The organism is Rhizobium sp. Leaf384, from assembly GCF_001424065.1.
In the GTDB taxonomy this organism is placed as follows: Bacteria; Pseudomonadota; Alphaproteobacteria; order Rhizobiales; family Rhizobiaceae; genus Ferranicluibacter.
In genome coordinates this window covers 157,005-182,125 of record NZ_LMQE01000007.1, presented here as the reverse complement: position 1 = coordinate 182,125, position 25,121 = coordinate 157,005, and the positions used below count along the sequence as shown (strand labels likewise).

The 25,121-nt window shown below is 63.1% G+C and carries 23 protein-coding genes and 1 tRNA gene; 13 read left to right on the top strand and 11 right to left on the bottom strand.

What is annotated here, in order from left to right; genetic code table 11:
- Positions 1-58 precede the first annotated feature (58 nt).
- Entirely contained in the window at positions 59-1,789 is a 1,731-nt protein-coding gene (locus ASG25_RS16605) for a PAS domain-containing methyl-accepting chemotaxis protein (RefSeq protein ID WP_156379811.1), read from the top strand.
- 149 nt (positions 1,790-1,938) lie between these two features.
- Here ASG25_RS16605 and ASG25_RS22830 read toward each other — a convergent pair whose 3' ends face one another.
- Both ASG25_RS22830 and ASG25_RS16600 read right to left on the bottom strand, forming a co-directional pair.
- Positions 1,939-2,163, bottom strand: coding sequence for a hypothetical protein (locus ASG25_RS22830; RefSeq protein WP_156379787.1), 225 nt, complete (start codon positions 2,161-2,163; stop codon positions 1,939-1,941).
- A 655-nt stretch (positions 2,164-2,818) separates the two neighbouring features.
- A tRNA-Arg gene (locus ASG25_RS16600) sits at positions 2,819-2,895 on the bottom strand.
- A gap of 216 nt (positions 2,896-3,111) precedes the next feature.
- On the opposite strand from ASG25_RS16600, the gene ASG25_RS16595 reads away from it, so the two are divergent.
- Positions 3,112-3,810, top strand: coding sequence for an SDR family oxidoreductase (locus ASG25_RS16595; RefSeq protein WP_062476364.1), 699 nt, complete (start codon positions 3,112-3,114; stop codon positions 3,808-3,810).
- Between the two features lie 70 nt (positions 3,811-3,880).
- Positions 3,881-5,434: a cryptochrome/photolyase family protein gene (locus ASG25_RS16590; protein WP_062477088.1), complete on the top strand. Its 1,554-nt coding sequence runs from the start codon at positions 3,881-3,883 to the stop codon at positions 5,432-5,434.
- A 30-nt stretch (positions 5,435-5,464) separates the two neighbouring features.
- Here the strand turns inward: ASG25_RS16590 and iolG are convergent, their stop codons facing one another.
- Positions 5,465-6,460: an inositol 2-dehydrogenase gene (gene iolG, locus ASG25_RS16585; protein ID WP_062476361.1), complete on the bottom strand. Its 996-nt coding sequence runs from the start codon at positions 6,458-6,460 to the stop codon at positions 5,465-5,467.
- Between the two features lie 334 nt (positions 6,461-6,794).
- Here iolG and ASG25_RS16580 point away from each other — a divergent pair, with 334 nt between their 5' ends.
- Positions 6,795-7,079 carry a hypothetical protein gene (locus ASG25_RS16580; RefSeq protein WP_062476358.1) on the top strand — a complete coding sequence of 95 codons (285 nt, stop codon included), beginning with the start codon at positions 6,795-6,797 and terminating at the stop codon, positions 7,077-7,079.
- 21 nt (positions 7,080-7,100) lie between these two features.
- On the opposite strand, the gene ASG25_RS16575 is transcribed toward ASG25_RS16580, so the two are convergent.
- Positions 7,101-7,613: a hypothetical protein gene (locus ASG25_RS16575; protein ID WP_062476355.1), complete on the bottom strand. Its 513-nt coding sequence runs from the start codon at positions 7,611-7,613 to the stop codon at positions 7,101-7,103.
- A 109-nt stretch (positions 7,614-7,722) separates the two neighbouring features.
- The gene (locus ASG25_RS16570) at positions 7,723-8,700 is read right to left on the bottom strand and encodes a LysR family transcriptional regulator (RefSeq protein WP_062476352.1); all 978 of its coding nucleotides are present in this window, start codon (positions 8,698-8,700) and stop codon (positions 7,723-7,725) included.
- Positions 8,701-8,979: 279 nt separating this feature from the next.
- Here ASG25_RS16570 and chvE point away from each other — a divergent pair, with 279 nt between their 5' ends.
- From chvE to araD1, 4 genes are all read left to right on the top strand, one after another.
- Entirely contained in the window at positions 8,980-10,047 is a 1,068-nt protein-coding gene (chvE, locus tag ASG25_RS16565) for a multiple monosaccharide ABC transporter substrate-binding protein (RefSeq protein ID WP_062476349.1), read from the top strand.
- Between the two features lie 117 nt (positions 10,048-10,164).
- Entirely contained in the window at positions 10,165-11,700 is a 1,536-nt protein-coding gene (gene mmsA, locus ASG25_RS16560; RefSeq protein ID WP_062476345.1) for a multiple monosaccharide ABC transporter ATP-binding protein, read from the top strand.
- Positions 11,700-12,908 (top strand): multiple monosaccharide ABC transporter permease, encoded by a 1,209-nt coding sequence (gene mmsB, locus ASG25_RS16555; RefSeq protein WP_062476341.1) that lies wholly within the window; start codon positions 11,700-11,702, stop codon positions 12,906-12,908. The genes mmsA and mmsB overlap by 1 nt, the downstream gene beginning before the upstream one ends.
- A 97-nt stretch (positions 12,909-13,005) precedes the next feature.
- Positions 13,006-13,995 (top strand): AraD1 family protein, encoded by a 990-nt coding sequence (araD1, locus tag ASG25_RS16550; RefSeq protein WP_062477084.1) that lies wholly within the window; start codon positions 13,006-13,008, stop codon positions 13,993-13,995.
- A 147-nt stretch (positions 13,996-14,142) separates the two neighbouring features.
- On the opposite strand, the gene ASG25_RS16545 is transcribed toward araD1, so the two are convergent.
- The 5 genes from ASG25_RS16545 to mnmD all read right to left on the bottom strand — a co-directional run bounded on the left by ASG25_RS16545 (position 14,143) and on the right by mnmD (position 20,229).
- The gene (locus ASG25_RS16545; RefSeq protein ID WP_062476338.1) at positions 14,143-14,967 is read right to left on the bottom strand and encodes a transglutaminase family protein; all 825 of its coding nucleotides are present in this window, start codon (positions 14,965-14,967) and stop codon (positions 14,143-14,145) included.
- 19 nt (positions 14,968-14,986) lie between these two features.
- A complete protein-coding gene (locus ASG25_RS16540) occupies positions 14,987-15,925 on the bottom strand; it encodes an alpha-E domain-containing protein (protein ID WP_062476333.1) in 939 nt (312 codons plus the stop codon).
- 5 nt (positions 15,926-15,930) lie between these two features.
- Positions 15,931-17,325, bottom strand: coding sequence for a circularly permuted type 2 ATP-grasp protein (locus tag ASG25_RS16535; protein WP_082475868.1), 1,395 nt, complete (start codon positions 17,323-17,325; stop codon positions 15,931-15,933).
- Positions 17,326-17,633: 308 nt separating this feature from the next.
- Complete coding sequence (locus tag ASG25_RS16530; protein WP_062477081.1) at positions 17,634-19,178, bottom strand: DEAD/DEAH box helicase; 1,545 nt, start codon at positions 19,176-19,178, stop codon at positions 17,634-17,636.
- A 298-nt stretch (positions 19,179-19,476) separates the two neighbouring features.
- Positions 19,477-20,229 (bottom strand): tRNA (5-methylaminomethyl-2-thiouridine)(34)-methyltransferase MnmD, encoded by a 753-nt coding sequence (mnmD, locus tag ASG25_RS16525; protein WP_062477078.1) that lies wholly within the window; start codon positions 20,227-20,229, stop codon positions 19,477-19,479.
- A 38-nt stretch (positions 20,230-20,267) separates the two neighbouring features.
- Between mnmD and ASG25_RS16520 the strand changes: the two genes are divergently transcribed.
- The gene (locus ASG25_RS16520) at positions 20,268-21,455 is read left to right on the top strand and encodes an FAD-binding oxidoreductase (RefSeq protein WP_062476325.1); all 1,188 of its coding nucleotides are present in this window, start codon (positions 20,268-20,270) and stop codon (positions 21,453-21,455) included.
- A gap of 131 nt (positions 21,456-21,586) precedes the next feature.
- Here ASG25_RS16520 and ASG25_RS16515 read toward each other — a convergent pair whose 3' ends face one another.
- Positions 21,587-21,976, bottom strand: coding sequence for a PRC-barrel domain-containing protein (locus ASG25_RS16515; protein WP_062477075.1), 390 nt, complete (start codon positions 21,974-21,976; stop codon positions 21,587-21,589).
- 184 nt (positions 21,977-22,160) lie between these two features.
- On the opposite strand from ASG25_RS16515, the gene ASG25_RS16510 reads away from it, so the two are divergent.
- From ASG25_RS16510 to ASG25_RS16495, 4 genes are all read left to right on the top strand, one after another.
- Positions 22,161-22,967, top strand: a complete 807-nt coding sequence (locus ASG25_RS16510) for a DUF1045 domain-containing protein (RefSeq protein WP_062476322.1) — start codon at positions 22,161-22,163, stop codon at positions 22,965-22,967.
- Positions 22,968-23,119: 152 nt separating this feature from the next.
- A complete protein-coding gene (puuE, locus tag ASG25_RS16505; RefSeq protein ID WP_062476320.1) occupies positions 23,120-24,046 on the top strand; it encodes an allantoinase PuuE in 927 nt (308 codons plus the stop codon).
- Positions 24,043-24,597: a 2-oxo-4-hydroxy-4-carboxy-5-ureidoimidazoline decarboxylase gene (gene uraD, locus ASG25_RS16500; protein ID WP_244479432.1), complete on the top strand. Its 555-nt coding sequence runs from the start codon at positions 24,043-24,045 to the stop codon at positions 24,595-24,597. The genes puuE and uraD overlap by 4 nt, the downstream gene beginning before the upstream one ends.
- Positions 24,594-25,097, top strand: a complete 504-nt coding sequence (locus ASG25_RS16495) for an ureidoglycolate lyase (protein ID WP_062476314.1) — start codon at positions 24,594-24,596, stop codon at positions 25,095-25,097. The genes uraD and ASG25_RS16495 overlap by 4 nt, the downstream gene beginning before the upstream one ends.
- Positions 25,098-25,121: the final 24 nt, after the last annotated feature.

Here is a 25,121-nt window from a genome sequence, read left to right as displayed (position 1 = left end):
TGCAAAGGACTTCGGCATGAGATTTTCATTTTCCAGACGTCAGAACGCGGCTGCGACAATGGCGGCTATGAACAGATCGCAGGCAATTATCGAATTCGATATGATGGGCACGATTCTGGATGCGAATGCAAACTTCTGTAAGACCCTCGGCTATACCCTGCCCGAAATCATCGGCAAGAACCACCGCATGTTCGTTGATCCCGCAGAGGCCGCATCGCCAGCCTACAGCGCCTTCTGGGCCTCGCTGAGGGCCGGCGATTTCGATCAGCGCCAGTACAAGCGGATCGCAAAGGGTGGGCGGGATGTCTGGATCGAGGCCTCCTACAATCCGGTTTTCCGCGGTTCCAAGCCCTACAAGGTGGTCAAGTTCGCGACCGACATCACGGCAATCCGGCTGAAAGCCGTGGAGGATGCCAGCAAGCTTGCGGCGGTCTCGCGCGCCCAGGCCGTCATCGAATTCACGCCGCAAGGCAACGTCATCACCGCGAACGAAAATTTCCTGACGACGCTCGGCTACACGCTGCCTGAGATCCAGGGGCGTCACCATGCCATGTTCTGCGATGCCACCTATGCCGGCAGCGCCGATTACCGCGCCTTCTGGGACCGGCTTCGGGCCGGCGAATTCGTCGCCGAGGAGTTCAAGCGGATCGGTAAGGGGGGCAGGGAGGTCTATATCCAGGCGTCCTACAATCCGATCTTCGCCGAGGACGGCCACGTCTTCAAGGTCGTCAAATTTGCCACCGACATTACCGGGCGCGTCGAGAACGTCCAGCGGCTGGCCAAGGGACTGCAACTGCTCGCGTCCGGTGATCTCTGCCATACGATCGATACGGCCTTCATCGTTTCGCTCGATCAGCTGCGGTCCGATTTTAACAGTGCGGCCGGCCGTCTGAAGTCGGCCATGGCCTCCGTCGGGGCCAATGCGGAAGCCATCGCCTCCGGCGCGAACGAGATGCGGTCGGCCGCCGACGATCTCGCCAAGCGCACGGAGCAGCAGGCGGCCTCCGTCGAGGAGACGGCAGCCGCTCTCGAAGAGATCACGCAGACGGTCGCCGACTCCAGCCGCAGAGCGGCCGAGGCGGGCAAGCTGGTGGCGGATACGCGGGCCAACGCGGAGCAGTCGGGGGAGGTGGTGAAGACGGCGATCGTTGCCATGGGGCAGATCGAGAGTTCGTCGCGCGAGATCTCGAATATCATCGGGGTCATCGACGACATTGCCTTCCAGACGAACCTGTTGGCGCTGAACGCCGGCGTCGAGGCGGCGCGGGCTGGGGAAGCCGGCAAGGGATTTGCCGTCGTCGCCCAGGAGGTTCGCGAGCTCGCCCAGCGCTCCGCCAAGGCTGCCAAGGAAATCAAGTCGCTCATCAACACATCGAGCGAGCAGGTCAAGACGGGCGTGGTGCTCGTCGGCCAGACCGGCAAGGCGCTGGAGGTCATTGTCGGGCAGGTTCACGAGATCAACATGAACGTCTCCGCCATCGTCGAGGGCTCGCGGGAGCAGGCGACCGGGCTTGCGGAGATCAACACGGCGGTCAACACCATGGATCAGGGAACGCAGCGCAACGCCGCGCTGGTCGAAGAGTCGACGGCTGCCAGCCACGCGCTTGCGGGCGAGGCGGATGCCCTGTTCGCCCTGATCCGGCAGTTCAAGGTCGACGAACGGGGGAAACCTCACCACGCCGCGCCGCTACCGGTGTGGCATGCCAAAGCCGCCCGTGCAGCGGTCCGTGCCAACACGCGCGGTGCCGTCGGCGCAACGGCGCTTCAGGAGACATGGGAGGATTTCTGATGCCCGCGCCCGATGCGACCCGATAGCGCGAACATCGGCGATCAGCTATCGGCGATTGGGGCAGGAGAGCGGGCGACCGGGACTGTCGGTCGCCGGGTCTGCATCTCGGCGCACGCATCCGGCCCGGCACGTCGGGCCAGGGCCGTGCGTCATGGCCTGCCGGTGCCGATGGCCAGAAGCTGGAGCCGGACGAACATCTGGTCGGCCTCCCGGATCCCCGACTGATAGCCGTCGATGAGATCCATCAGGACCTGAAGATAGGCGCCGTCCGTTTCCGCAATGCCCTGGCCCTGGCACCAGATGTCGCGCACGGCCATGAGCGTCTCCAGCTCTTTCAGCTCAAGTGGCCGATCGTAGGGGTGATCTGACGACATCGGGGATTGACCATAAAAAGGAGGATACGGCACGACAGCCCGGAGCATGAAAACGTAAAAGCTTCTCTCCAGGGCCGACTCCATTTTTAGGGCGCTAACTTTAAGGATTCGTAAACTTACACGAACGCAACCACCCCGTGAGGGGCGGCGATGGAGAAGGGCAAAACATAGAGAGTAAGTTGAAGACGCTGAAAAACACTCGCAGCGAGCTTTATCGCTGATATGCCCATCGTCGAAGAGCAAGCCCCGGCTGGTCACGAAAAAAGGCGTGAAGACGGCGCCGAAGAGCGACGCAATCGTTGCTCCTGCGGCCGCCGACATCAAGCCGAAGAAACCAAGCTGCCGCTAACCCCGAACGTTAAAAGGTCAAGAAGCCTGCTGAGCCGCCGCGCTCTCAGCACGTGCCACCTTCGTTCCCGTTTCATCCGAACGCTCTACCGTCTTCCTGGGGCAGCGTTAACAGCGCGGAAGGCGAAACGCTGCAGGTCCTAGAAATCCGTGGGCTCGCTGGGCAAACTGCGAGACGCGCCAGAGATATCCAAAAGCGTGCTGGTGAGTGCTTCACATTCCAGTATCGATTGGGGGAAGAAATGAGGAAAAGTGTGAGCTAATAATCTGAAAGAAGTAATAAAATTAATGCTTTAGGGAGATTAAATGGCGCACCCGACAGGATTCGAACCTGTGACCTTTGGAATCGGAATCCAACACTCTATCCAGCTGAGCTACGGGTGCAGCAACCGGCGCTTGCCGGGTGGATGAGGGGTTCATAGCCCAGGTTCGGGCCGGCATCAATGGGCAAGAGAGGGATTGGTGGAAAATCCGCAGCGTCCGGCGTGAAGCACAAGAGAGATCCGGTCTGGCGTTCGGGGCGTAGAGATCGCGGTTTCACGGGGTGGACCGGTTGGGGCTGATCGGATGATCGGCCGGGCGTCGGGGCGGAGAGGGCGGATGCGGGGATTTGAGGCAGGATACCGGGCGGTGGTTCTCGGGGCGAGCGGCGGGATCGGCTCTGCTGTCCTGTCTGCCCTCGATGCGGATCCGCAATGCAGCGCGGCGGTCGGGCTCTCGCGGCGGGATGACGGGATGGATGTGACGGACGAGGCGTCGGTCGCGGCTGCGGCCCGGCGCATCGGCGACGCGATGGGAACGGTCGACCTCGTCTTTGATGCGACGGGCGCGCTCGAAATCGACGGACACGGTCCGGAGAAGACGATCCGGGCCATCGACCCGGCGGTGATGGCGCGGCAGTTTGCGGTCAATGCGATCGGGCCGGCGCTGCTGATCAAGCATTTTGCGCCCTTGCTGCCGCGGGATCGGCGTTGCCTGTTTGCAACCCTGTCCGCGCGTGTCGGGTCCATCGGCGACAACAGGCTCGGCGGCTGGATTTCCTATCGTTCGGCAAAGGCCGCACTCAACCAGATCGTGCGCACCGCCGCGATCGAGATCGCGCGAACCGCGCCCCAGAGTGTCGTCGTTGCCCTGCATCCTGGTACCGTGGACACCGGGCTGACCTCCACCCATGGCAAGCACGCGGACAAGATGTCGCCGGCAGAGGCGGCCGCCGCGCTTCTCGCGGTTCTGTCCGATCTTTCACCCGCGCAGACCGGGCAGTTCCTCGCTTATGACGGGACGGCAATCCTGTGGTAGCGGCGCTCGTCGGCGCGGGACGGGGGCAGGCGGGGGGCGTCTTGCTTTGCGGGAGCATGCCATGGCGCCGATGAATGCGGAGAAGGTCCGCCATCTCATCGTCCTTCTCGGAGACCAGCTCTCGCCGGACATGACGAGCCTTGCAGACGCATCCGAAGACGACGTGGTGCTGATGTGCGAGATCATGGAGGAGGCGCAGTATGTGCGGCATCATCCCAAGAAGATCGCATTCCTGTTTTCGGCCATGCGCCACTTCGCAGAGGAGCTCCGGGCGAAGGGATTGACGGTGCGCTATGTCCGTCTGGAGGACGAGGGCAACACCGGTTCGTTCACCGGAGAGGTCGGGCGTGCGGTGTCGGCGTTGCGGCCGGACAGCGTCCGGGTCACCGAGCCGGGCGAGTTCCGGGTCCTCGACATGATGACGGGCTGGCAGCGGGCGTTCAATCTTCCGGTCGAGATCCTCGACGATCGGAGATTTCTCTGCTCCCGAGCCGCATTTGCGGCCTTTGCCGGTGGGCGCCGACAGCTGCGGATGGAAACCTTCTACCGGGAGATGCGCGTCAAGACCGGCCTCCTGATGGAGGGGGATGCACCGGCGGGCGGGCGCTGGAACTTCGACGCCGACAACCGCAAGCCCGCGACGCTCGATCTGTTTTCTCAGCCGCGAAAGGGTTTCGAGCCGGATGCGATCACGCAGGAGGTGCTGGATCTGGTGGGTCGGCGTTTTGCGGCGCATTTCGGACGGCTCGAGGGGTTCGACTTCGCGGTGACCCGTCGTCAGGCGGAGACGCTGCGCGATCGGTTCATGGTCGATCACCTGCCGAGATTCGGGGAGCGGCAGGATGCGATGCTGTCCGGAGATCCCGTTCTCAGCCATTCGCTGCTGTCGTTCTACCTCAATGCCGGCCTGCTCGATCCGCTCGATCTCTGTCGTCGGGCGGAGGCAGTCTATCTTGCAGGCCATGCGCCGCTGAATGCGGTCGAAGGCTTCGTGCGCCAGATCATCGGCTGGCGCGAATATATCCGCGGCGTCTACTGGCTGAAGATGCCGCATTACCGGGAGATGAATTTTCTGGAGGCGGATCGTGCCCTTCCGGATTTCTACTGGACGGCCGAGACGCGGATGGCCTGCCTGCGGCAGGTGATCTCGGAGACCCGCGACAATGCCTATGCCCACCATATCCAGCGGCTGATGATCACCGGAAACTTCGCGATGCTCGCCGGCGTGCGACCGCTCGAGATCCACCAGTGGTACCTGGAGGTGTATGCCGATGCCTATGAGTGGGTGGAACTGCCGAACGTCATCGGCATGAGCCAGTTTGCCGATGGCGGTTTCCTCGGCTCGAAACCCTATGCTGCCGGCGGCAACTATATCAACCGCATGTCGGACTATTGCGAAGGCTGCGCCTACGACGTGCGCAAGAAGACCGGAAAGGACGCGTGTCCGTTCAATGCGCTCTACTGGGATTTTCTGGCGAGAAACGAGGACAAGCTGAAGGGCAATCACCGGCTGGGGCCGGTCTATGCCGCGTGGGGCCGCATGAGCCCGAAGCAGAAGGCGGAGACCCGGCAGAGCGCCCAGACGTTCCTAGCGGAACTGGACGCCCTGCCGAAAACCTATTGACGGTTATCCCGTCGGCAGGAACGTCGACGTTCAGATCTCGACGGCGACCTGGCGCTTTTCCTTGACGGACCTCATCGCGGCTTCGGCCAGCGCCAGTGCCGCGAGACCGTCGGCACCCGACGGCGTGATCGCCTTGCCGGTCTCGATGGCCGAGATGAAGCTAGCGATCTCGTTGGCATAGGCCTGGGTGTAGCGCGTCATGAAGAAGTCGTGCAGCGGCGGACGGGTGTAGCCGTCGCCATTGGCGATCTCGATCGAGACGGCGCGCTGGTTTTCGGCAGAGACGACGCCCTTGGAGCCGTGCACTTCGATCCGCTGGTCATAGCCATAAGTCGCGCGGCGCGAATTGGAGATCATCGCCTGCTTCCCGGTCGCGGTTTCCAGGATCACCGACACGCTGTCGTAATCGCCGGCCGTGCCGATTTCTGGATCGACCAGCACGGCGGCGTGGGCCGTGACGATGGTCGGCTCTTCGCCGAGCAGAAAGCGGGCCATGTCGAAGTCGTGGATCGTCATGTCGCGGAAGATGCCGCCCGAGCGTTTGATGTAGTCCACGGGCGGCGCGCCGGGATCGCGCGAGGTGATCGTGACCATTTCCACATCGCCGATGCGGCCGTCCTCGATCGCCTGGCGCACGGCCATGAAGTGCGGGTCGAACCGGCGATTGAAGCCGACCATCAGCTTGCCGCCGGTGGCTGCGACTGTCTTCAGGCAGTCGCGAACGCGGCCGACGTCGAGATCGATCGGCTTCTCGCAGAAGATCGCCTTGCCGGCGCGGGCAAAACGCTCGATCAGGTCGGCATGGGTGTCGGTGGGGGTGCAGATGACGACGGCATCGATATCGTCCGCAGCTTCGATCGCCTCGATCGTGCGGACCTCGCAGCCATAGCCATCGGCAATGGCCTGGGCGGCCGCAGGAAAGGCGTCGGCAACGGCGACGAGGCGCGCATGCGCGTCGGCGCTCACGGCCTTCGCATGGACCTTGCCGATACGGCCGGCACCGAGGAGACCAAATCTCACAGTCATGTTACCACTTTCGATAGAGCGGCCCGAAAGCCGGGGGACGCGGAATGTTACGCTCACTCCGCACAAGCGCCAGGCGATCCGCCCGTGGCAGGCCGCAGGATGTCGAGACGGGACGGTATCGGCAATGTCGCGGTCTTGCCAGACGTCCCCGCGGGCCGACGCCGTCACCGGAACGAAAGGTTGATCTCTCCCGCCGTTTGGAATTTTTATTCCGTCGACCTTGGGCGCGTCAAGCGGGCGGTCTTGCGCTTTGAAGGTTTTTTGCGCATGTGCTGTGGGCAGGCTGCGCCAACCCCACCCACCTTCAGCGCGCGCGACCGCTCCAAGAGGCTGCATGCAGAAGTTCATCGATCCGGATCACCCTTTCTACCGCCCTCTCTGGAGGCGGTTGCTGATCGTGGGAAGCTGCGCGCTCTGGACCGCCGTCGAGTTCTGGAACGGCGCCACGACCTGGGGCATGATCTTTCTGGCGGTGACGGCCTACACCTCGGCAACGCTGATCGTGTTCTTCAAGCCGAAGGCGACGACCGAGGTGGTCGCACAGGAGACGGCGACAGACGCGGAGAAGCCTCTGTCGGCTACGTCAGAGAGATCGGCCCGCGACGAACCGTCCGCCTGATCGTCGGACGTCCAGACGCTTTTATCGCGGCCGGCGCGCCGGCGTGCCCATCGGCCGTCCGCGCTTCGTGCGGCGCATGGCCTCGTCCACCAACATGTTGGCGATCGTCATGCGCGTGGTCGCCGCCTGCAGGTCTTCCGGCGCATGGCGATCGGGATGATTGCGGGTGGCAAAGGCGCGGCGTTTCTCGGCGAGCGTCGCCAGCGTATCGACGCTCGAGATGTCCAGATCCTCGGCCACGTCGGCCGGCGACAGCCGGTCGAGATATGCGGGTCGCTGTCTTGGTTGTGGCGGAGGGCTCTTGGATTTTTGGATCTGGGGCTGGGGCGACGGCATCGGAGCAGGGTGCTGAACCTCCACCATATCGGCATAGGCCTGCCGCACGGCATCTCCGGCCGTCGTCGGCTCGGTATCGAACGCAAGGCCCGCAGGGATGCCGCTGATGCCTGCATGCCGTGGCGTGGCGAGGGCGTCGGGCGGGTTTTCCGCGTCGAGCCGTTCGAGCACGGACTGGAAGAGCGATTTGCCGAACATGGCCGTTTCCGGAAAGGCTTTGGTTGCCGCAGGGCACGGCTGTCCTCATGCCGCCAGCCAAGCACGAGAAGGTTGCGCTGGCCTGTCCACGCGCGTCCAGTGCGGTCTGTCAGGCCTTCGCTTCCTGCAGGATCAGGTCGTGCAGCAGCTTTGCGCTGGGCGGAAGCTCGCGGCCGCGCGGCGTGATGAGGCTGTAGGGACGGATGGTGATGGCGAAATCGATCGGCAGGACGCGGATCTCGCCGATGGAACTGCCCCGGCCGGCCACCAGTTCGGCCACGTCCTTCGCGACCGGCGCGATCGCATTGGTGTTGCGAACGATGGAGAGCGTGAGGATGATCGAGGACGTGTTGATGGTCGTGCTCGGGAGCGGTACGCCGCTTGCCAGAAAGCTGTCCTCGACGGCACGGCGCAGCAGCGTGCCCGCCGGCTGGAAGACCCAATCATAGCCTGGCAGATCCTCGTGCACGATGACCGGCCTTTCGAGGAGGGGATGTCCTTCGCGGACGATCAGGCACACATCCTCCGATCCGATCTCCACAAGGTCGAACTTTCGCGGATCGATATCGTCGGGGATCCTGCCGATGACGAAGTCGTGCCGGGCAGCCATGAGTTCGCGAATGAGAACGTTGCTGTTCTCGATCTGGATGCTGATCTCGATGCCGGGATAGGCCGTCGTCACCTGATGCATGGCCGGCACGGCGAGATGCAGGGCAGGGCCGGTCACCGATCCCAGGGAGACCGACCCGCCGCGGCCCGTCTTCAGCTCGCCGATTTCGCGGGCAGTTTCTCGCAGCTCGAGGAAAATGGTGCGTGCACGCCGGGCGAGCGCCTTGCCGTAGGGGGTCAGTTCCACACCGCGCGCCACACGCTCGCAAAGCGGCGCACGCAAGATCGATTCGATATCGCCGAGCATGCGCGACGCGGCCGGTTGCGAGATCCCGAGAGCGTCGGCAGCGCCGCTGATCTGGCCCCTGTCCTCGATCGCCAGGATCAGATGCAGGTGCACAAGCTTCAGACCGGACTTGAAAACATTGCGCGCAGATGCGCCGACAGGTACAAGCCCTTGATTTTCCGTATCTTCCATGTGACGTGACTCTCCCGGCTCCCCGGGTGGATAAAAATCACATTCTTTTCATTATTTATACCAAATTAAATATGGGACTGATCGAATATTGTATTTGACAGTTATGGAGTTTGATTCCAGTTTGCCGCCATGTGCGCCGGCGCTTGCGGAGGTTAAGCCGGGGGGATTTCTTCATCCATTTTCCCTCCCGACCCGGGATAAAAAGCTCGGGTGCGTCTAGCGCTGCACATATCGCGACGGTTCCAGGCCGGCGCGGTCAACACTCCAGGGAGAGACCGTATGAAACTGGTTACATCACTTCTGGCCGCTGCCGCCATCGGCGTCGCGTCCTTCGCATTCCCGGCGTTCGCGCAGGACAAGGGCACGGTTGGCATTTCCATGCCGACGAAGACGTCGACGCGCTGGATCTCGGACGGCGAGACCATGGAAAAGCTGTTCAAGGAAGCCGGCTACACCGCCGACCTGCAGTTTGCTGACGACGACATTCCGAACCAGCTCGCCCAGATCGAAAACATGGTCACCAAGGGTGCCAAGGTTCTCGTCATCGGCGCCATCGACGGCACGACGCTCTCCGACATTCTTGCCAAGGCGCACGAAGCCGGCGTGAAGGTCATTGCCTATGACCGCCTGATCCGCGACAGCGGCAACGTCGACTACTACGCGACGTTCGACAACTTCCAGGTTGGTGTTCTCCAGGCAACGACGCTCGTCAACGGCCTCAAGCTCGACAGCGCAACCGAGCCGAAGAACGTTGAGCTGTTCGGCGGTTCGCCGGACGACAACAACGCCTTCTTCTTCTACGACGGCGCAATGTCGGTTCTCCAGCCGCTGATCGACGCCAAGAAGATCGTCATCAAGTCCGGCCAGATGGGCATGGAACAGGTCGGCACGCTGCGTTGGGACGGTGCCGTTGCACAGGCCCGCATGGAAAACCTGCTGTCCTCGACCTACACCGACGCCAAGGTCGACGGCGTTCTCTCCCCCTATGACGGTCTCTCGATCGGCATCATCTCGGCCCTGAAGGGCGTTGGCTACGGCTCGGGCGACATGCCGATGCCGATCGTCACCGGCCAGGATGCCGAGCTGCCTTCGGTCAAGTCGATCATGGCTGGCGAACAGTACTCGACGATCTTCAAGGACACGCGTGAACTGGCCAAGGTTACCGTTGGCATGGTCGATGCCGTGATCAGCGGCAAGGAGCCCCAGATCAACGACACCAAGACCTACGACAACGGTGTCAAGGTCGTTCCGGCCTACCTGCTGAAGCCGGTTGCTGTCGACAAGACCAACGTCAAGGACGTTCTGGTCGGCGCCGGCTACTACACGGCCGAGCAGATCGACAACTAAGCGATCACGCTATCATGGGGTCCGCGATACCAGTCGCGGACCCTTTTGGCATATGAGGAGCTTGACCTCGGCCGGTCCCACCTCATCGCACGACGGACGGCCACTGGAACGCCTGACATGGACAATTACATTCTCGAAATGCGGGGCATCACCAAGACGTTTCCCGGCGTGAAAGCGCTCGACAACGTCAATCTCAAGGTTCGTGAGGGCGAAATCCACGCGCTCGTGGGTGAGAACGGTGCTGGCAAATCGACCCTTATGAAGGTTCTGAGCGGCGTCTATCCTGCCGGGAGCTACGACGGAGACATTGTTTTCGACGGCTCGGTTCGGCAGTTCAAGGACATTTCCGACAGCGAACACCTCGGCATCATCATCATTCACCAGGAACTGGCGCTCGTTCCGCTGCTCTCGATCGGGGAAAACATCTTCCTCGGCAACGAGGTGGCGTCCAAGGGCGTCATCGACTGGAAGGAAACCTTCGCCCGGACCCGCGAGCTTCTTGCCAAGGTCGGCCTGAAGGAGTCGCCCGCGACCCTGATCACCGATATCGGCGTGGGCAAGCAGCAGCTGGTGGAAATCGCCAAGGCGCTTTCGAAGAAGGTGCGCCTCTTGATCCTCGACGAGCCGACGGCGTCGCTCAACGAAACGGATTCGGCGGCCCTCCTCCATCTCCTGATGGAATTCCGCAAGCAGGGCATGACCTCGATCATCATTTCGCACAAGCTGAACGAGATCAAGACGGTCGCCGACAAGATCACGATCCTGCGCGACGGCGGTACGGTCGAAACGCTCGACTGCCACAACGAAGATATCGGTGAAGACCGGATCATCAAAGGCATGGTCGGGCGCGACATGGACGATCGCTACCCGCCGCGCGAGCCAAAGATCGGCAACACGCTGCTGGAAGTGAAGAACTGGAATGTCTACCACCAGCATCACCGCGACCGGCAGTTCCTGCATGACGTGAACTTCACGGTTCGCGCCGGCGAGGTCGTCGGCATCGCCGGGCTGATGGGGGCAGGGCGCACCGAGACAGCCATGAGCATCTTCGGCCGCTCCTGGGGTCACAAGATCACCGGCGACGTAATGATGCACGGCAAGCCGGTCGATGTCAGCACGATCCAGAAGGCGATCGAAGCCGGGCTCGCCTATGTGACCGAGGACCGCAAGCATCTCGGCCTCGTGCTCAACAACAATATCATGCACAACACGACGCTCGCCAACCTGCCGGCCGTGGCCAATGGCGGCGTGATCGACGGGCATCGCGAGCGCGAGGTGGCCACCGACTACCGCAAGCGTCTGCGCATCCGGTCGCACTCGATCTACCAGGAAGCGGTCAACCTCTCGGGCGGCAACCAGCAGAAGGTCGTCCTGTCCAAGTGGCTGTTCACCAATCCGGAAATCCTCATCCTCGACGAGCCGACACGTGGCATCGACGTCGGTGCGAAATACGAAATCTATTCCATCATCAACCAGCTGGCTGCCGAGGGCAAAGGCATTCTCATGATCTCGTCGGAGATGCCCGAGCTCTTGGGAACCTGCGACCGGATCTACGTCATGAACGAAGGTCGCCTCGTCGCGGAACTCCCCAAGGGTGAAGCAAGCCAGGAATCCATCATGCGAGCCATCATGCGCTCCGGGGAGAAGCAATAATGGTCCTTGAAACCAGCGCACCAGCAGCAAAGCCGTCCGTCGGCGCCTATCTGAAGGCCAATATCCGCGAATACGGCCTTCTGGTCGCACTCGTCGTGATCATGCTGTTCTTTCAGTTCGTCACGGGCGGCGTTCTGTTCCGCCCCGTCAACATCACCAACCTGATCCTGCAGAACTCTTTCATCGTCATCATGGCGCTGGGGATGCTGCTGATCATTGTCGCCGGCCATATCGACCTTTCGGTCGGGTCCATCGTCGCCTTCACCGGCGGCCTGTCCGCCATCATGCTCGTGCGGTGGGGCATTCACTTCTCCATCGTTGTGCCGCTCTGCCTCGTTCTCGGCGGTCTCGTCGGTGCAGCGCAGGGCTATTGGGTCGCCTACCAGAAGATCCCGTCCTTCATCGTGACGCTGGCCGGCATGCTCGTCTTCCGCGGCCTGACCTACCTGATCCTGCAGAACCGTCCGATCGGCCCGTTCCCCAAGGAGTTCCAGGTTCTCTCCACCGGCTTCGTTCCGGATCTACTCTGGTTTGCCAATCCGAACCCGGCTGTCGTCACCAATCTCTTCGCGTTGGTCGCCGTCATCGTGCTCGTGGGTCTCGCGGTGTATTTCGGCCTGAAAGAGCGTCGCACGAACGACAAGCATGGCACGGAAAACGAACCCTTCGTGTTCTTCGCCATCCAGATGGCCATCATCGGCGTCGTCGCGATCTTTCTCGGCTTTCAGCTGTCGACCTATCGCGGTTTCCCGAACGTCCTGATCGTCATGGCGCTCCTGATCGCGCTCTACACCTTCATCACCACGCGCTCGACCATCGGCCGTCGCATCTACGCCATGGGCGGTAACGAGAAGGCCGCCAAGCTTTCGGGCATCAATACCGAGCGCCTGACCTTCCTGACCTTCGTCAACATGGGTGTTCTCGCGGCCCTCGCCGGGATGATCATCGCAGCCCGCCTGAACTCGGCAACACCGAAGGCTGGCGTCGGGTTCGAACTCGACGTCATCGCAGCCTGCTTCATCGGCGGCGCATCCGCTTCCGGCGGCGTCGGCAAGATCACCGGCGCGGTCATCGGCGCGTTCATCATGGGCGTCATGAACAACGGCATGTCGATCATGGGTCTCGGCATCGACTACCAGCAGCTCGTCAAGGGCCTGGTCCTGCTCGCCGCCGTGTTCTTCGACGTCTACAACAAGAACAAGGGCTGATCGTTTCCCGAGAGGGTCCGCTCACGTCGTTCACGATCACGCCGCCGTCTGACACGCTCAGATGGCGGCGTTTGCATTCGAGGAAGGGAAACACACCATGCTGATGTCGCAGATCCGCAATGACGACGGTTCGATCACGGTCGTCATGCGCGAGGAGGGGGAGCCGGGGCGTGCCGTCCGCGGCGCGTCGAGCCTTTACGAGCTGGCGCTCGAGGCTGCCAATTCCGGGCGCATGCTGGCCGATGTGGTCACGACGCGCGGTGTGAGCGGTGTCGTCGACCTGCAGGCAGCCTCTGCAGAAGGACGCTTCCTGCCGCCGATCACCCATCCCGATCCGGCGCATCTCCACCTGACCGGGACGGGCCTCACCCATCTCGGCTCGGCCGCGACCCGCGACGCGATGCATGCCTCGGCCAAGGACGAGGCTGCAATGACGGATTCGATGAAGATGTTCCGCATGGGTCTTGAAGGCGGCAAGCCGAAGCCGGGAGAAACCGGGGTTCAGCCGGAATGGTTCTACAAGGGCAACGGCCTGCAGCTTGCAGCACCCGGGGGCGATCTCGCTTCTCCGGCCTTCGCCTCGGACGGGGGCGAGGAGCCGGAGATGGCCGGCATCTACGTCATCGCCGACAACGGCCAGCCTTTCCGCCTCGGCTTTGCCGTCGCCAACGAATTTTCAGACCATGTGACCGAGCGCGTCAACTATCTCTTCCTCGCGCATTCGAAACTCCGGCCGGCCAGTTTCGGCCCGGAGATCCGGATCGGCAACGCCCCGCCCGATATCCGCGGCACCTCGCGCATCCTGCGCAATGGCGCCATCCTCTGGGAGAAGCCGTTTCTGTCGGGCGAGGCCAACATGTCTCACAGCTTCGCCAATCTCGAATACCACCACTTCAAATACGGCCTCTTCCGTGCGCCCGGCGATGTCCACGTGCACATGTTCGGCACGGCGACGCTCTCCTTCGGTGATGGTGTGCGCACCGAGCCGGGCGATGTGTTCGAAATGGAGGCTGCAGGGTTCGGATTGCCGCTACGCAACCGGCTGGTGGTCGCGGCTGCGGAGGTGGTGACCGTCGGGGTGCTGTAGACGCGATCCGGTCGGCCCGGTCAGCAGGCTGGCGGTAAGGGGGCGGCTGTTCCGCTGCCGGTTCTCAATGCGCGCGTGACGTTCCGTCCGGCGTTACGGCTGCCGTTGCATGGCATCGGGCGTGGGCATTTTCGAGCCTTGCTTGGCTCAGCTCTGGCTCTGGCTTTGGCTTTGCCCTTGTTGTTCGACCGTCAGCGCCACCGTCAGCGTTTCGTTCGCGGCGCCGTGGACCAGTCCGGAGATCGGGGCGGCGTCGCGATAGTCGAGACCGGTGGCGATGCGGACATAGCGGTCGTCGGGGCAGACGTCGTTGGCGGCGTCGAAACCGACCCAGCCGAGGCCGGGAAGATGGGCTTCGGCCCAGGCATGCGTCGCCGTCTGCTCGATCCGGTCGTCCATCATCAGATATCCGGAGACGTAGCGGGCCGGCAGGCCGAGCGCGCGGGCGCAGGCGAGGAAGATATGCGCATGATCCTGGCAGACGCCGATGCCGCGGGTCAGCGCTTCGTCCGCCGAAGTGTCCGTTCCCGTCGATCCCGGTTCGAAGGTCACCGCCTGGTGGATCGCGCCCATCAGATTGTGCATCTGCGCCAGAACGCCATCACCGCTCTGCGACTTGGCGAGATCGCGAATCTGCTTCGTCCGCTTGGTCAGCGGCGTGTCGCGCTGGAAGAGCCAGAGCGGAATATAGGACTGATGCGGCCCGAACACGCCGGCGCGGTCCTGCGTCTCGACCTCGCCGCTCGCGACGATGCGCATGCGGATCTGATCGCCCATGACGCTGACAAGGGTGACGCGGTTGGCGAAATGATCCTCGTAGCCGACCTCCACCTTCGCGCCTTCGACCGAGGTCTCCCAGTTCAGCACGGTCTGTCCCGGCTGGGAGAAGGGCGTGAGACGGAGCCGCTGCAGCGAATAGCTCACCGGCTCCGCATAGCTGTATTCGGTCGTGTGCGTGATCTTCAGTCGCATGCGCCTGCTCTGTCCTTGCTCAATAGAACCTGTAGCCGTCGGAGATTTCTTGGCTCAGACGGTTGTTCTGGGTGATGAACGTCTCGATATATTCGTGAAGGCCCTGGTCCATCACATCCTTGATCGAGCAGTTGCGCAGCGATTTCAGCGTGATCTCGGACGTATCGTGCGCGCTGTGCCGCTCACCATACTCCCGTTCGAGATAAAAGAGATTGCTGTTGATCTTTTCGTAGCAATAGGCGAGCGAGCGCGGCATGCGACCGTTCAGAATGAGAAAGTCCGCGATGTTGGCGGCCTTGTACTCGGCCTCGTAGACCCAACCATAGCTGCGATGCGCGGACACCGAGCGCAGGATCGATTCCCACTGGACATTGTCGATGGCGGTGCCGACCTGCGACACGGCCGGCAGAAGGACGTAGTATTTTACATCGAGAATACGGGCCGTATTGTCCGCGCGCTCGATGAAGGTGCCGATGCGGGAGAAGTTGAAGAGGTCGTTGCGCAGCATCGTGCCGTGGAAGGCACCGCGGATCAAGCCGGTCTTGCGCTTGATCGCATCGATCACCTCCGGCAGGTCCGCAGCTTTGACCCTTCGGGCGAGCATGGACTTCAGGTCGAGGTAACACTCGTTAACCGCTTCCCACGTCTCGCGCGTGAGCGCCGTGCGCACCATGCGTGCATTGCTGCGGGCGGTCTCGATGCAGGAGAGCACGCTCGACGGATTGGTGGTTTCGCGCAGCAGGAAATCGACGGCATCAGCGCTGGTTGCGCTCTCGTAGCGTTGCTCGTAGATGTCCATCACACCCGAGCTCTGCAGCACGCTTTCCCAGTTGTCTTCACCGAGATGCGAGCGGGTCAGGGACATGCGCAGTCCGGCGTCGACAAGGCGGGCGCTGTTTTCGGCCCGCTCGATATAGCGGAACATCCAGTATAGGCCGTTTGCTGTTCTTCCGAGCATGCCGATCAGTCCTCCAGTACCCAGGTGTCCTTCGTGCCGCCGCCCTGGCTGGAATTCACCACCAGGGAGCCGGCCTTCAGAGCCACGCGGGTCAAACCGCCGGGAATGATCTGTACCTTGTCGGATACGAGCACATAGGGACGCAGGTCGACATGGCGCGGTGCAATGCCCTTGTTGACCATGATCGGGACGGTCGAGAGGGAAAGGGTCGGCTGGGCAATGTAGTTGCTCGGGCGCGCCTTGAGTTTTTCGGCAAACAGTGCCCGTTCCTTCTTGGAGGCCGTCGGGCCGACGAGCATGCCGTAGCCGCCGGAGCCGTGAACTTCCTTGACGACCAGGTCGGCGAGATTGTCGAGCACATATTGCAGGCTCGACGCCTCGGAGCAGCGCCATGTCGGCACGTTCTCCAGCAGCGCCTTGCGGCCGGTGTAGAACTCGACGATCTCCGGCATGTAGGAGTAGATCGCCTTGTCGTCGCAAATGCCGGTGCCCGGCGCGTTGGCGATGGTGATGTTGCCCGCACGGTAGACATCCATGATGCCGGGAATGCCGAGCGCCGACTCCGGCTTGAACGTCAGCGGATCGAGATAGTCGTCGTCGACACGCCGGTAGAGGACGTCGATGGCCTCGTAGCCGCGCGTCGTGCGCATGCGGACCTTGCCGTCGATGACGCGCAGGTCGGAGCCCTCCACGAGTTCGACACCCATCATGTCGGCCAGGAAGGCATGCTCGTAATAGGCGGAATTGTAGATACCGGGTGTGAGAACGGCCACGCGCGGCTTGCCCTCGCATCCCGGAGGGGCCACGGCCGCCAGAGAATGGCGCAGCAGATAGGGGTAGTTCTCCACCGGCTGGACGCGGTTCTGATAGAACAGCTCCGGGAACATCTGCATCATCGTCTCGCGGTTCTCGAGCATGTAGCTCACGCCGGAGGGTGTCCGGGCATTGTCCTCGAGAACGTAGAACTGATCCTCGCCTGTGCGTACGATGTCGGTGCCGACGATGTGGGTGTAGACGCCGCCCGGTGGTCGCATGCCGACCATCTGCGGCAGGAAGGCATCGTTTTTCTCGATCAGTTCACGCGGGATTCGTCCCGCCTTGATGATCTCCTGCTTGTGATAGATATCGTCCAGGAACGCATTGAGCGCGAGCACGCGCTGCTCGATGCCCTGCGCGAGGCGGCGCCATTCCCGCGCGGAGATGATGCGCGGGATGAGATCGAAGGGAATGAGTTTTTCGGCGCTGTCCGCATGGCCGTAGACGGCAAAGGTGATGCCGGTCTTGCGGAAAATGTTCTCGGCCTCTTTCGACTTGGCGATCAGGCGGGCTCGGTCCTGGTTGGCATACCATTCGTTGTAAGTTGCGTAAGGCGGTCGCGGAGTGTTGTCCGCATTCATCATTTCATCGAATGCCAACGGCTTGGTCCCCTTTTTAAGCCATTTGATTACAAGCGCTTCGGCAATGCAAGAAGCATGCTCGTTTCCGCCGGAAAGAAATTTTCACTCGTTCCGGCTGTCCCCTCCAAAGAGAAGATGGCTTTTTCAGGCGGAATGGCAAGGCGGCTGCAGGGCCATGAGGCGGAGTTCGCGCCCGGTGCCGTCGCACCTGCTTATTCATTGGGCGGACTGCTTCGCGCCATGCACGCGTCCCAAACGAAAACGGCGGGACTCGCGTCCCGCCGTTTTCTCGTCTTGGAATTCAGACTGTCTTACGCTTCTTCGCGGCGCGAACCTTCGCGGCGCTGGGCGGCCTGAGCCCCCGGGCTGCCGGCAGCAGGGCGGGGACCGCGATTGGCGCGCGGTGCACCGCCCGGACGGCCATTGCGGTTGCCGTTCCGCTTGGCAAGTGCTGCCTGGTGGGCGGCCTGTGCGGCCGGGCCCTGGCCCTTGCGGTGCTCGCGGCGCTGCGACCCTTCGTCACCGGCCAGGAGGTCGTCGCCCGCAAAGGGGCTCGGCGCCTGTGCCACGCGGGCCGGACGGTTGTTCTCGCCGCCGCGGTTTTCGCCGCGACCCTGGCCTCCACGGCCTTCGCCGCGGCCCTGGCCGTTGCGACCTTCATTGTTGCTGCCGCGGCCGCCATTGCCACGCGCATTGCGGGGTGCGGGGGCGCGCGAAATGTTCGCAGGTGCTTCGCCGCTCGCGACGGTGATGCTCATGCCCATCAGCTTTTCGATGTCACGCAGCAGGCGAGCCTCGTCGGGCGCGCAGAACGCGATGGCGATGCCGTCGCGGCCAGCACGGGCGGTACGGCCGATGCGGTGAACATAGGCTTCGGCGACCTCGGGGAGATCGTAGTTGTAGACGTGCGTGATACCCGGAATATCGATGCCACGCGCAGCGACGTCGGTGGCAACCAGAACCTTGATCTCGCCGTCACGGAAGGCCTTGAGGGCGCGCTCGCGCTGGCCCTGGCTCTTGTTGCCGTGAATGGAGGCTGCGGAGTAGCCGACCGACTCCAGGTGCTTCATCAGCTTTTCGGCCCCATGCTTGGTGCGCGAGAAGACGATGGCGCGGCCATCGGGGTTTGCGGTCAGCGACTGCTTGAGAAGCGTAACCTTGCCGTCCTTGCCGCTCACGAAGTGCACGAACTGCTCGATCTTGTCGGCGGCCTTGCCGGCCGTTGCGACTTCGACGCGCTTCGGATCGGTCAGATAGTCGCCAGCCAGATCGGCGATCGCCTTCGGCATGGTGGCCGAGAACAGCAGGGTCTGGCGGTTCTTCGGGACGAGCTTGGAGATCTTGCGCAGGTCATGGATGAAGCCGAGGTCCAGCATCTGGTCCGCTTCGTCGAGCACGAGATAGCGCGCCGTCGTCAGCGTCACGGCCTTGCGGTTAAGAAGATCGAGGAGGCGGCCGGGGGTGGCGACGAGAATTTCGACGCCGCGTTCCAGCTGCTGGGTCTGCTTGTTGATGGAAGCGCCGCCGACGACGAGGCCGATGCGCAGCGGGCTCTTCTTGACGAAGACCTTCAGGTTGGCAGCGATCTGGTTCACCAGTTCGCGCGTCGGAGCAAGGATCAGGGCGCGCACGTTGCGCGGGTCGGCACGCTTGCCGTCGGCCAGCATGCGTTCGATCATCGGAAGACCAAAGGCGGCGGTCTTGCCGGTGCCGGTCTGTGCAAGGCCGATGAGGTCATGGCCTGCCATGACGAGCGGAATGGCTTCGGCCTGAATCGGCGTCGGCTTGGTGAAACCTTCCAGTGTGAGGTTCGCTACCATCTGCTCAGAGAGGCCAAGGGAAGTAAAATCGGTCAAAATCATGCCTTTCGGGGCGCCAAACGACAGGGGCCGGAACACCGCGTCCTGCGGTTCCGGGTCATCTGGTTTCAAGAACCCCGCGTGAAATGGGATCTTGGTGGGTTGAAAAAGCTGTCTGCGCTGCGGGTGCCGAATCTGGCACGGTCTCATAGGTGCGCTTAGCCTTCACGACGGATTGACAGAATCCGCTTGGCTCGCTCACGCGGCGGCCGGAAGGTGACGCTGGCCCTCATGTCGTTGTTTGCGGCCGAAAAGTCAAGCTGTCTTTTCGCAGGTGCGAGATATGCGCCGGTTTTCAGGGCGTGTCGGTGCTCGGGTCGGGCCGAACACCGCGCAGCATTTCCCGCTTGCCGGCAAAGCCCTGACGGCGCTCCACCTGGAAGCCTGCGGCCTGCAGATTGCGTCGCACGAAACCGGCTGCGGCGTAAGTGGCGAAGGTCCCGCCGTCGGCCGTGTGGGCGTGGACGGCCGCCATCAGCTCCGCGGACCACATGTCTGGATTGCGCGAAGGCGCAAAGCCATCAAGGTACCAGGCGTCGAACAGCGTGGGTGCGGCGCTGACCGTCTCCAGCGCAGGGCCGCAGACGATGGTGAGCGTGACGTCGCCCGAGAGATCGAGGCGGATCGTGCCGGCCAGCGTCTGCGGCCATGCGGCGATCAGTGCCTCGCGCTCGTCCCGGATTTCGGGCCATGCGGAGAGGGCGCGGGCGATGTCTGCCGCGGTCATCGGAAAACGCTCGAAGGAGGTAAAGGCAAGACGCGCGCCGGCGGGTTTCGTAGCCAGGTTCCATTGGCGCCACGTCTCGCAGAAATTGAGCCCGGTGCCGAAACCGAGTTCGCCGATCGAAAAATTTGGCGCGTTCTGCCAACGTCCGGGCAGATCGTTGCCGTGCAGAAAGACATGGCCACATTCGAGACGACCGTCCGTGCGACAATAAAAATGATCGTCAAACTCCACGGAATACGGCATATCGCCGCTGTGCCAGTCGAGGGTCTGATGGCTGGGCGTTTCGAGATCGGCAGGCGTGGTCGTGTGGCGCGCGGTCATGGACATGCGATAATCAGCCCGGCGAGCAAGGTCAATCGATGGCGGACAGGAAGACGGATCTGGTCGTCATCGGCGGGGGCATCATGGGCCTCTGGACGGCGCTTCATGCCGCGCGTGCCGGGCTTGACGTGCTGGTGGTGGAGCGCGCCGCGATCGGGGCAGGCGCAAGCGGCGGCCTGCTCGGCGCCTTGATGCCGCACACGCCGGATCGCTGGAACGCCAAGAAGCAGTTCCAGTTCGACGCGCTGGTTTCGCTGGAGAGCGAGATCCGCAGGATGGAGGCGGAGACGGGCCTGTCTGCAGGCTACAGGCGCACGGGCCGTCTCATTCCACTGGCAAAGCCACATCTGCGAGGTATCGCGCTCGGGCAGGTTGCCGATGCCGACGCCAACTGGCGGACGGGGCCTGCCGCTTTGCATGCCGCGTTTGCGTGGAAGGTTCTCGATACCACACCGGAAGGCCTGTTCTCTCCCGATGTCGTCGTTGAAGGGGCTGTTTTCGACGGGCTTGCGGCGCGGGTTTCACCGCGGGGTCTGCTGCGGCTTCTGGTTGCAACGCTCAGGCCGTTTCGTGGCGTGACGATCCAGGAGCAGTGCGCCGTGCGCAGCATGGATCCGCAGCGCGGGCAGGTAGTCTTGTTCGACGGAAGCGTCGTCGACGCCGAGCATATCGTGCTGGCCGCAGGCGTCGACAGTTTCCGGATGATCGATGCTCTGCCGCAAGCGGCAGGCGGCGGCCCGCGGCCGCCGAGCGGCAAAGGCGTCAAGGGGCAGGCGGCGCGGCTCGGGGTCGATCTCGATCCGGCCCTTCCAATCCTTTATTCGGACGGAGTCTATGTCATCGCACATGATGCCGGCGGCGTGGCGATCGGCAGCACGAGTGAAATGGACTTTGCCGATCCGCTCTCGACCGACCACCGGCTCGACGAACTCCTTGCAAAGGCGGAAAGACTGGTTCCCGCGCTGGCGGGGGCGCCGGTCCTCGAGCGCTGGGCGGGGCTTCGCCCGCGTGCCGTTGGACGCGATCCGATGGCAGGCCCGCATCCCGACCATCCGCGCCTGCATCTGATGACCGGCGGCTTCAAGATCAGTTTCGGCATTGCCCATCTCCTGGCGCACGCCGTGGTGGAGGGCATCTGCGGCCGCTCGGCGGATGATGCGGGCGCCGTCGCGCTACCCGCATCATTCCGCTGCGAACACCACCTGACGGCGCCGTTGCGCACCTAAGCCTCGACTGGCCGGGGATGATGAGCGCATCATGATCAGGGGTCATCGATCCGACGCTGATGGCCAGGATGAAAAGGGCGCCGATCCGAGGAGGTGCACCCTTTTCCTTCGCCGTGGCAGGGAGATCGCGCCTACATCCAGTAGGGGGGCACGCCGTAATAGTCGAAGACCTGCCGCCCGTTCTCCCTGTTCCAGGCGTATTCGTCGTCGCTGCGGTATTTGGGTGCCTTCTCGACCTGCTCGCGGGTCAGTTCGGTCCGGTAGCCGCCGAGGTCCTCGTCGTAGCTGAGCTTTGCCCACGGAATCGGATAATGATCCTCGCCGATGCCGAGGAAGCCGCCAAAGCCCAGGACGGCATAGGCAACCTGGCCGGATCGTTTCCCGATGATCAGGCGCTCGATCGAACCGATCCGCTCGCCGTCCGCGCCGTAGACGCGTGTTCCCTCAACCTTGTCGCTTGCGATCAGATCCTGGGTTTCGACGATGCTTGCATCCTGCAGTTTTGAGCTGCCGCCCTGCATGCGGGGGCTGACGTCGTTCAGATTGGGGTTGTGATCGGTCACGTTCCGTCTCCTTTTCTGGGTCTGTCCGTTGGTGAACGTCTGGGCAGGGGAGCGGGTTCCGCGGCTTTTGCGCGGGGAAACAGGCCGGCTTCGTCAGCCTGTCATGCAAATCACGTAGCGCAGGGACAGAACGAGGTTTCCCATGCGCTACGCCATCTGCTTCACACCGCCGATCCATGATCCGCTTTCCGTGGCTGCCGCCGACTGGCTGGGACGCAACGTCTATTCGGGCGACCTCTGCGAGCAACTTTCGGTCGCCGGATGCTCGGCGCAGGACATGGCCTACTACACCGCCGTTCCGCGCCGCTACGGTTTTCACGGTTCGATCAAGGCACCCTTCCATCTGGCGGAGGACAAGACCGAGTCGGCGCTGCTGAAAGCCATGATGCGGTTTGCTGGTGAGATCAGCCCGTTTGAAATTCCCGATCTCGAAGTCTCCTGGCTCGGCGGCGCCTTCGGGCTCAGCCCGCGCGTTCCCTGCGAGCCCATGACGCATTTGGCGGCACAGGTCGTCCAAAGCTTCGACGAATTCCGGGCGCCGTTCACCGAACAGGATATTGCGCGGCTCGATGCCGACAAACTGACGGCAACGCAGTTTTCGAACCTGCATCGCTGGGGAGATCCGTTCGTGATGGAGGAGTACCGGTTCCACATGATGCTGACCGGGCCCATGACGGCCGGCATGCGCAAAAAGATGGAAGGCCCGGTGCGGACGCAGTTCGAGGCCGTGCTCGCGCAGCCCGTGAAAGTCGCAAGCCTCGCCCTGTTCATCGAACCCGGCGCCGGCGCACCCTTGCGCGTTCATTCCCAGCATCCGCTCGGCAAGCTTTCCCCCCACAAGCCGACGGGGCGTTTTGCCCCGCCGTCCGCGTCCGCGACCTCGGCTGCGACACCTGCGCGCGAAGTGCAGATGGCCCGGGCCATGCGCCGGTTGACGACAGGGGCGTGAGGCAGGGGCGCGAGACAGGGGCCACATTCGCCCGGTCGCGCCGGATCTGACGAGCCTCCTGCCGGCTGACCGGTTTCGGCTGTCGATATCGATCTTTATGCCTCGACTTTCCGGCTTCGGATGGTACCGTTCGGCGACAAAGAGGGTTCGACATGACTTTTTCGACACCGCGCGATCTCGTCGGCTATGGCCGAAATCCGCCGGAGGTGCACTGGCCCGGTGAGGCCCGGATCGCCGTTCAGTTCGTGGTCAATTATGAGGAAGGCGGCGAGAGCACGATCATGGATGGCGAGAAGGCCTCCGAATCGCTGCTGTCGGAGATCGTCGGAGCGCAGCCCTGGCCGGGCCAGCGCAATCTCAACATGGAGTCGATCTACGAGTACGGCTCGCGCGCCGGCTTCTGGCGATTGTGGCGCCTGTTCACACGCCGCAACGTTCCTGTCACGGTCTACGGCGTGACACTGGCCATGGCCCGCAATCCCGACGCCGTCGCCGCCATGAAGGAGGCCGATTGGGAAATTGCCAGCCACGGCTATCGATGGCTCGAATACAAGGATTTCACGGAGGAGGAGGAGCGCCGCCACATCCAGGAAGCCGTGCGGCTGCACACGGAACTGACAGGATCGCATCCGCTCGGGCTCTATCAGGGCAAGCCTTCGGACAATACGCTGAAGCTCGTCATCGAGGACGGCGGCTTCCTTTATTCCTCGGACAGCTACGCGGACGAGTTGCCGTACTGGGTGTCGGGCAGGACGCCACAGACCCCGCATCTCATTATCCCCTACACGCTCGATGCCAATGACATGCGCTTTGCCACGCCGCAGGGGTTCAATTCCGGCGATCAGTTCTTCACCTACCTCAAGGACACGTTCGACGTGCTCTACGAGGAAGGCGCCGAGGGCAGCCCGAAGATGATGAATATCGGCCTTCACTGCCGCCTCGTCGGCCGCCCGGGACGGGCAGCGGCACTGGCGCGGTTCGTGGACTATGTGCTTTCGAAGGAGAAGGTCTGGATCGCCAGGCGAATCGACATCGCGCGCCACTGGCATGCGCACCACAAGCCTAAGGGTGACCTATGACCAACACCATGGACAGCACGGACAAGGCGGCCTTCGTCGCGAGGTTCGGCGGCATCTTCGAGCATTCCGCATGGGTTGCCGAAGAGGCGTTCGGCACTTTGGGCAGCGGGCCGATGACGGCACCGGCCGTGCATGCGGCCATGGTCCAGGCCTTCCGGGCCGCCTCGCCGGAGCAACGGCTGCAGGTGTTGCGTGCCCATCCCGATCTGGCGGGACGCCTGGCAATCGCCGGAGAGCTGACGGCCGACAGCAAGGCTGAACAGGCCTCGGCGGGGCTCGATCGTCTGACACCGGAGGAGCACGCGCGCTTTACCACCTGCAACGCGATCTACACCGACAAGTTCGGCTTCCCCTTCATCATCGCCGTGCGCGGCAAGACGAAGGAGGATATCCTCGCGGCTTTCGAGGCTCGGCTGGACAACACGCCCGAGGAAGAATTCGCGACGGCCACGGCCGAGGTCGAAACCATCGCGCGGCTTCGGCTGGACGCACTTCTTTCGGAATCCAAGGTCGAATCCGAACGGGGCGCTGGGCCCGGATCGGCCACATGACCGGGCAGGTCCTGCCGATCGAGCCGCTGACGGCCGCGGCCTTCGCTCCCTTCGGCAGTGTCATCGAAGCGGACCCGGCAACGATGCGCCTGATCAATGGCGGAACGACGGAGCGGTTTCATGCGCTGAGTACGGCCGAGGCGGCCGGCGAGGACGCCCGCGTCATTCTCAGCATCTTTCGCGGGCAGCCCCGGCTGTTCCCCTATGCCGTGGACATGATGGAGCGGCATCCGTGGGGCTCGCAGAGTTTCATCCCGCTCGACAGCCGGTCGTGGCTTGCGGTCGTCGCCGAGGACGAGGATGGCCGGCCCGGTCGTCCCCGCGTTTTCGCCTGTTCCGGCCGCCAGGGTGTGCAGTATGCCCGCAACGTCTGGCATCATCCGCTGGTCGCGGTCGGTGCCGTCAGCGATTTCCTCGTGGTCGATCGCGCGGGGAGCGAGCATAATCTCGAGGAGATCTTCTTCGAGACGCCCTTCATCATTGCGGCGTCGTCGCTGTAAGGTCTTGTTTTGATGTCTGTCGTT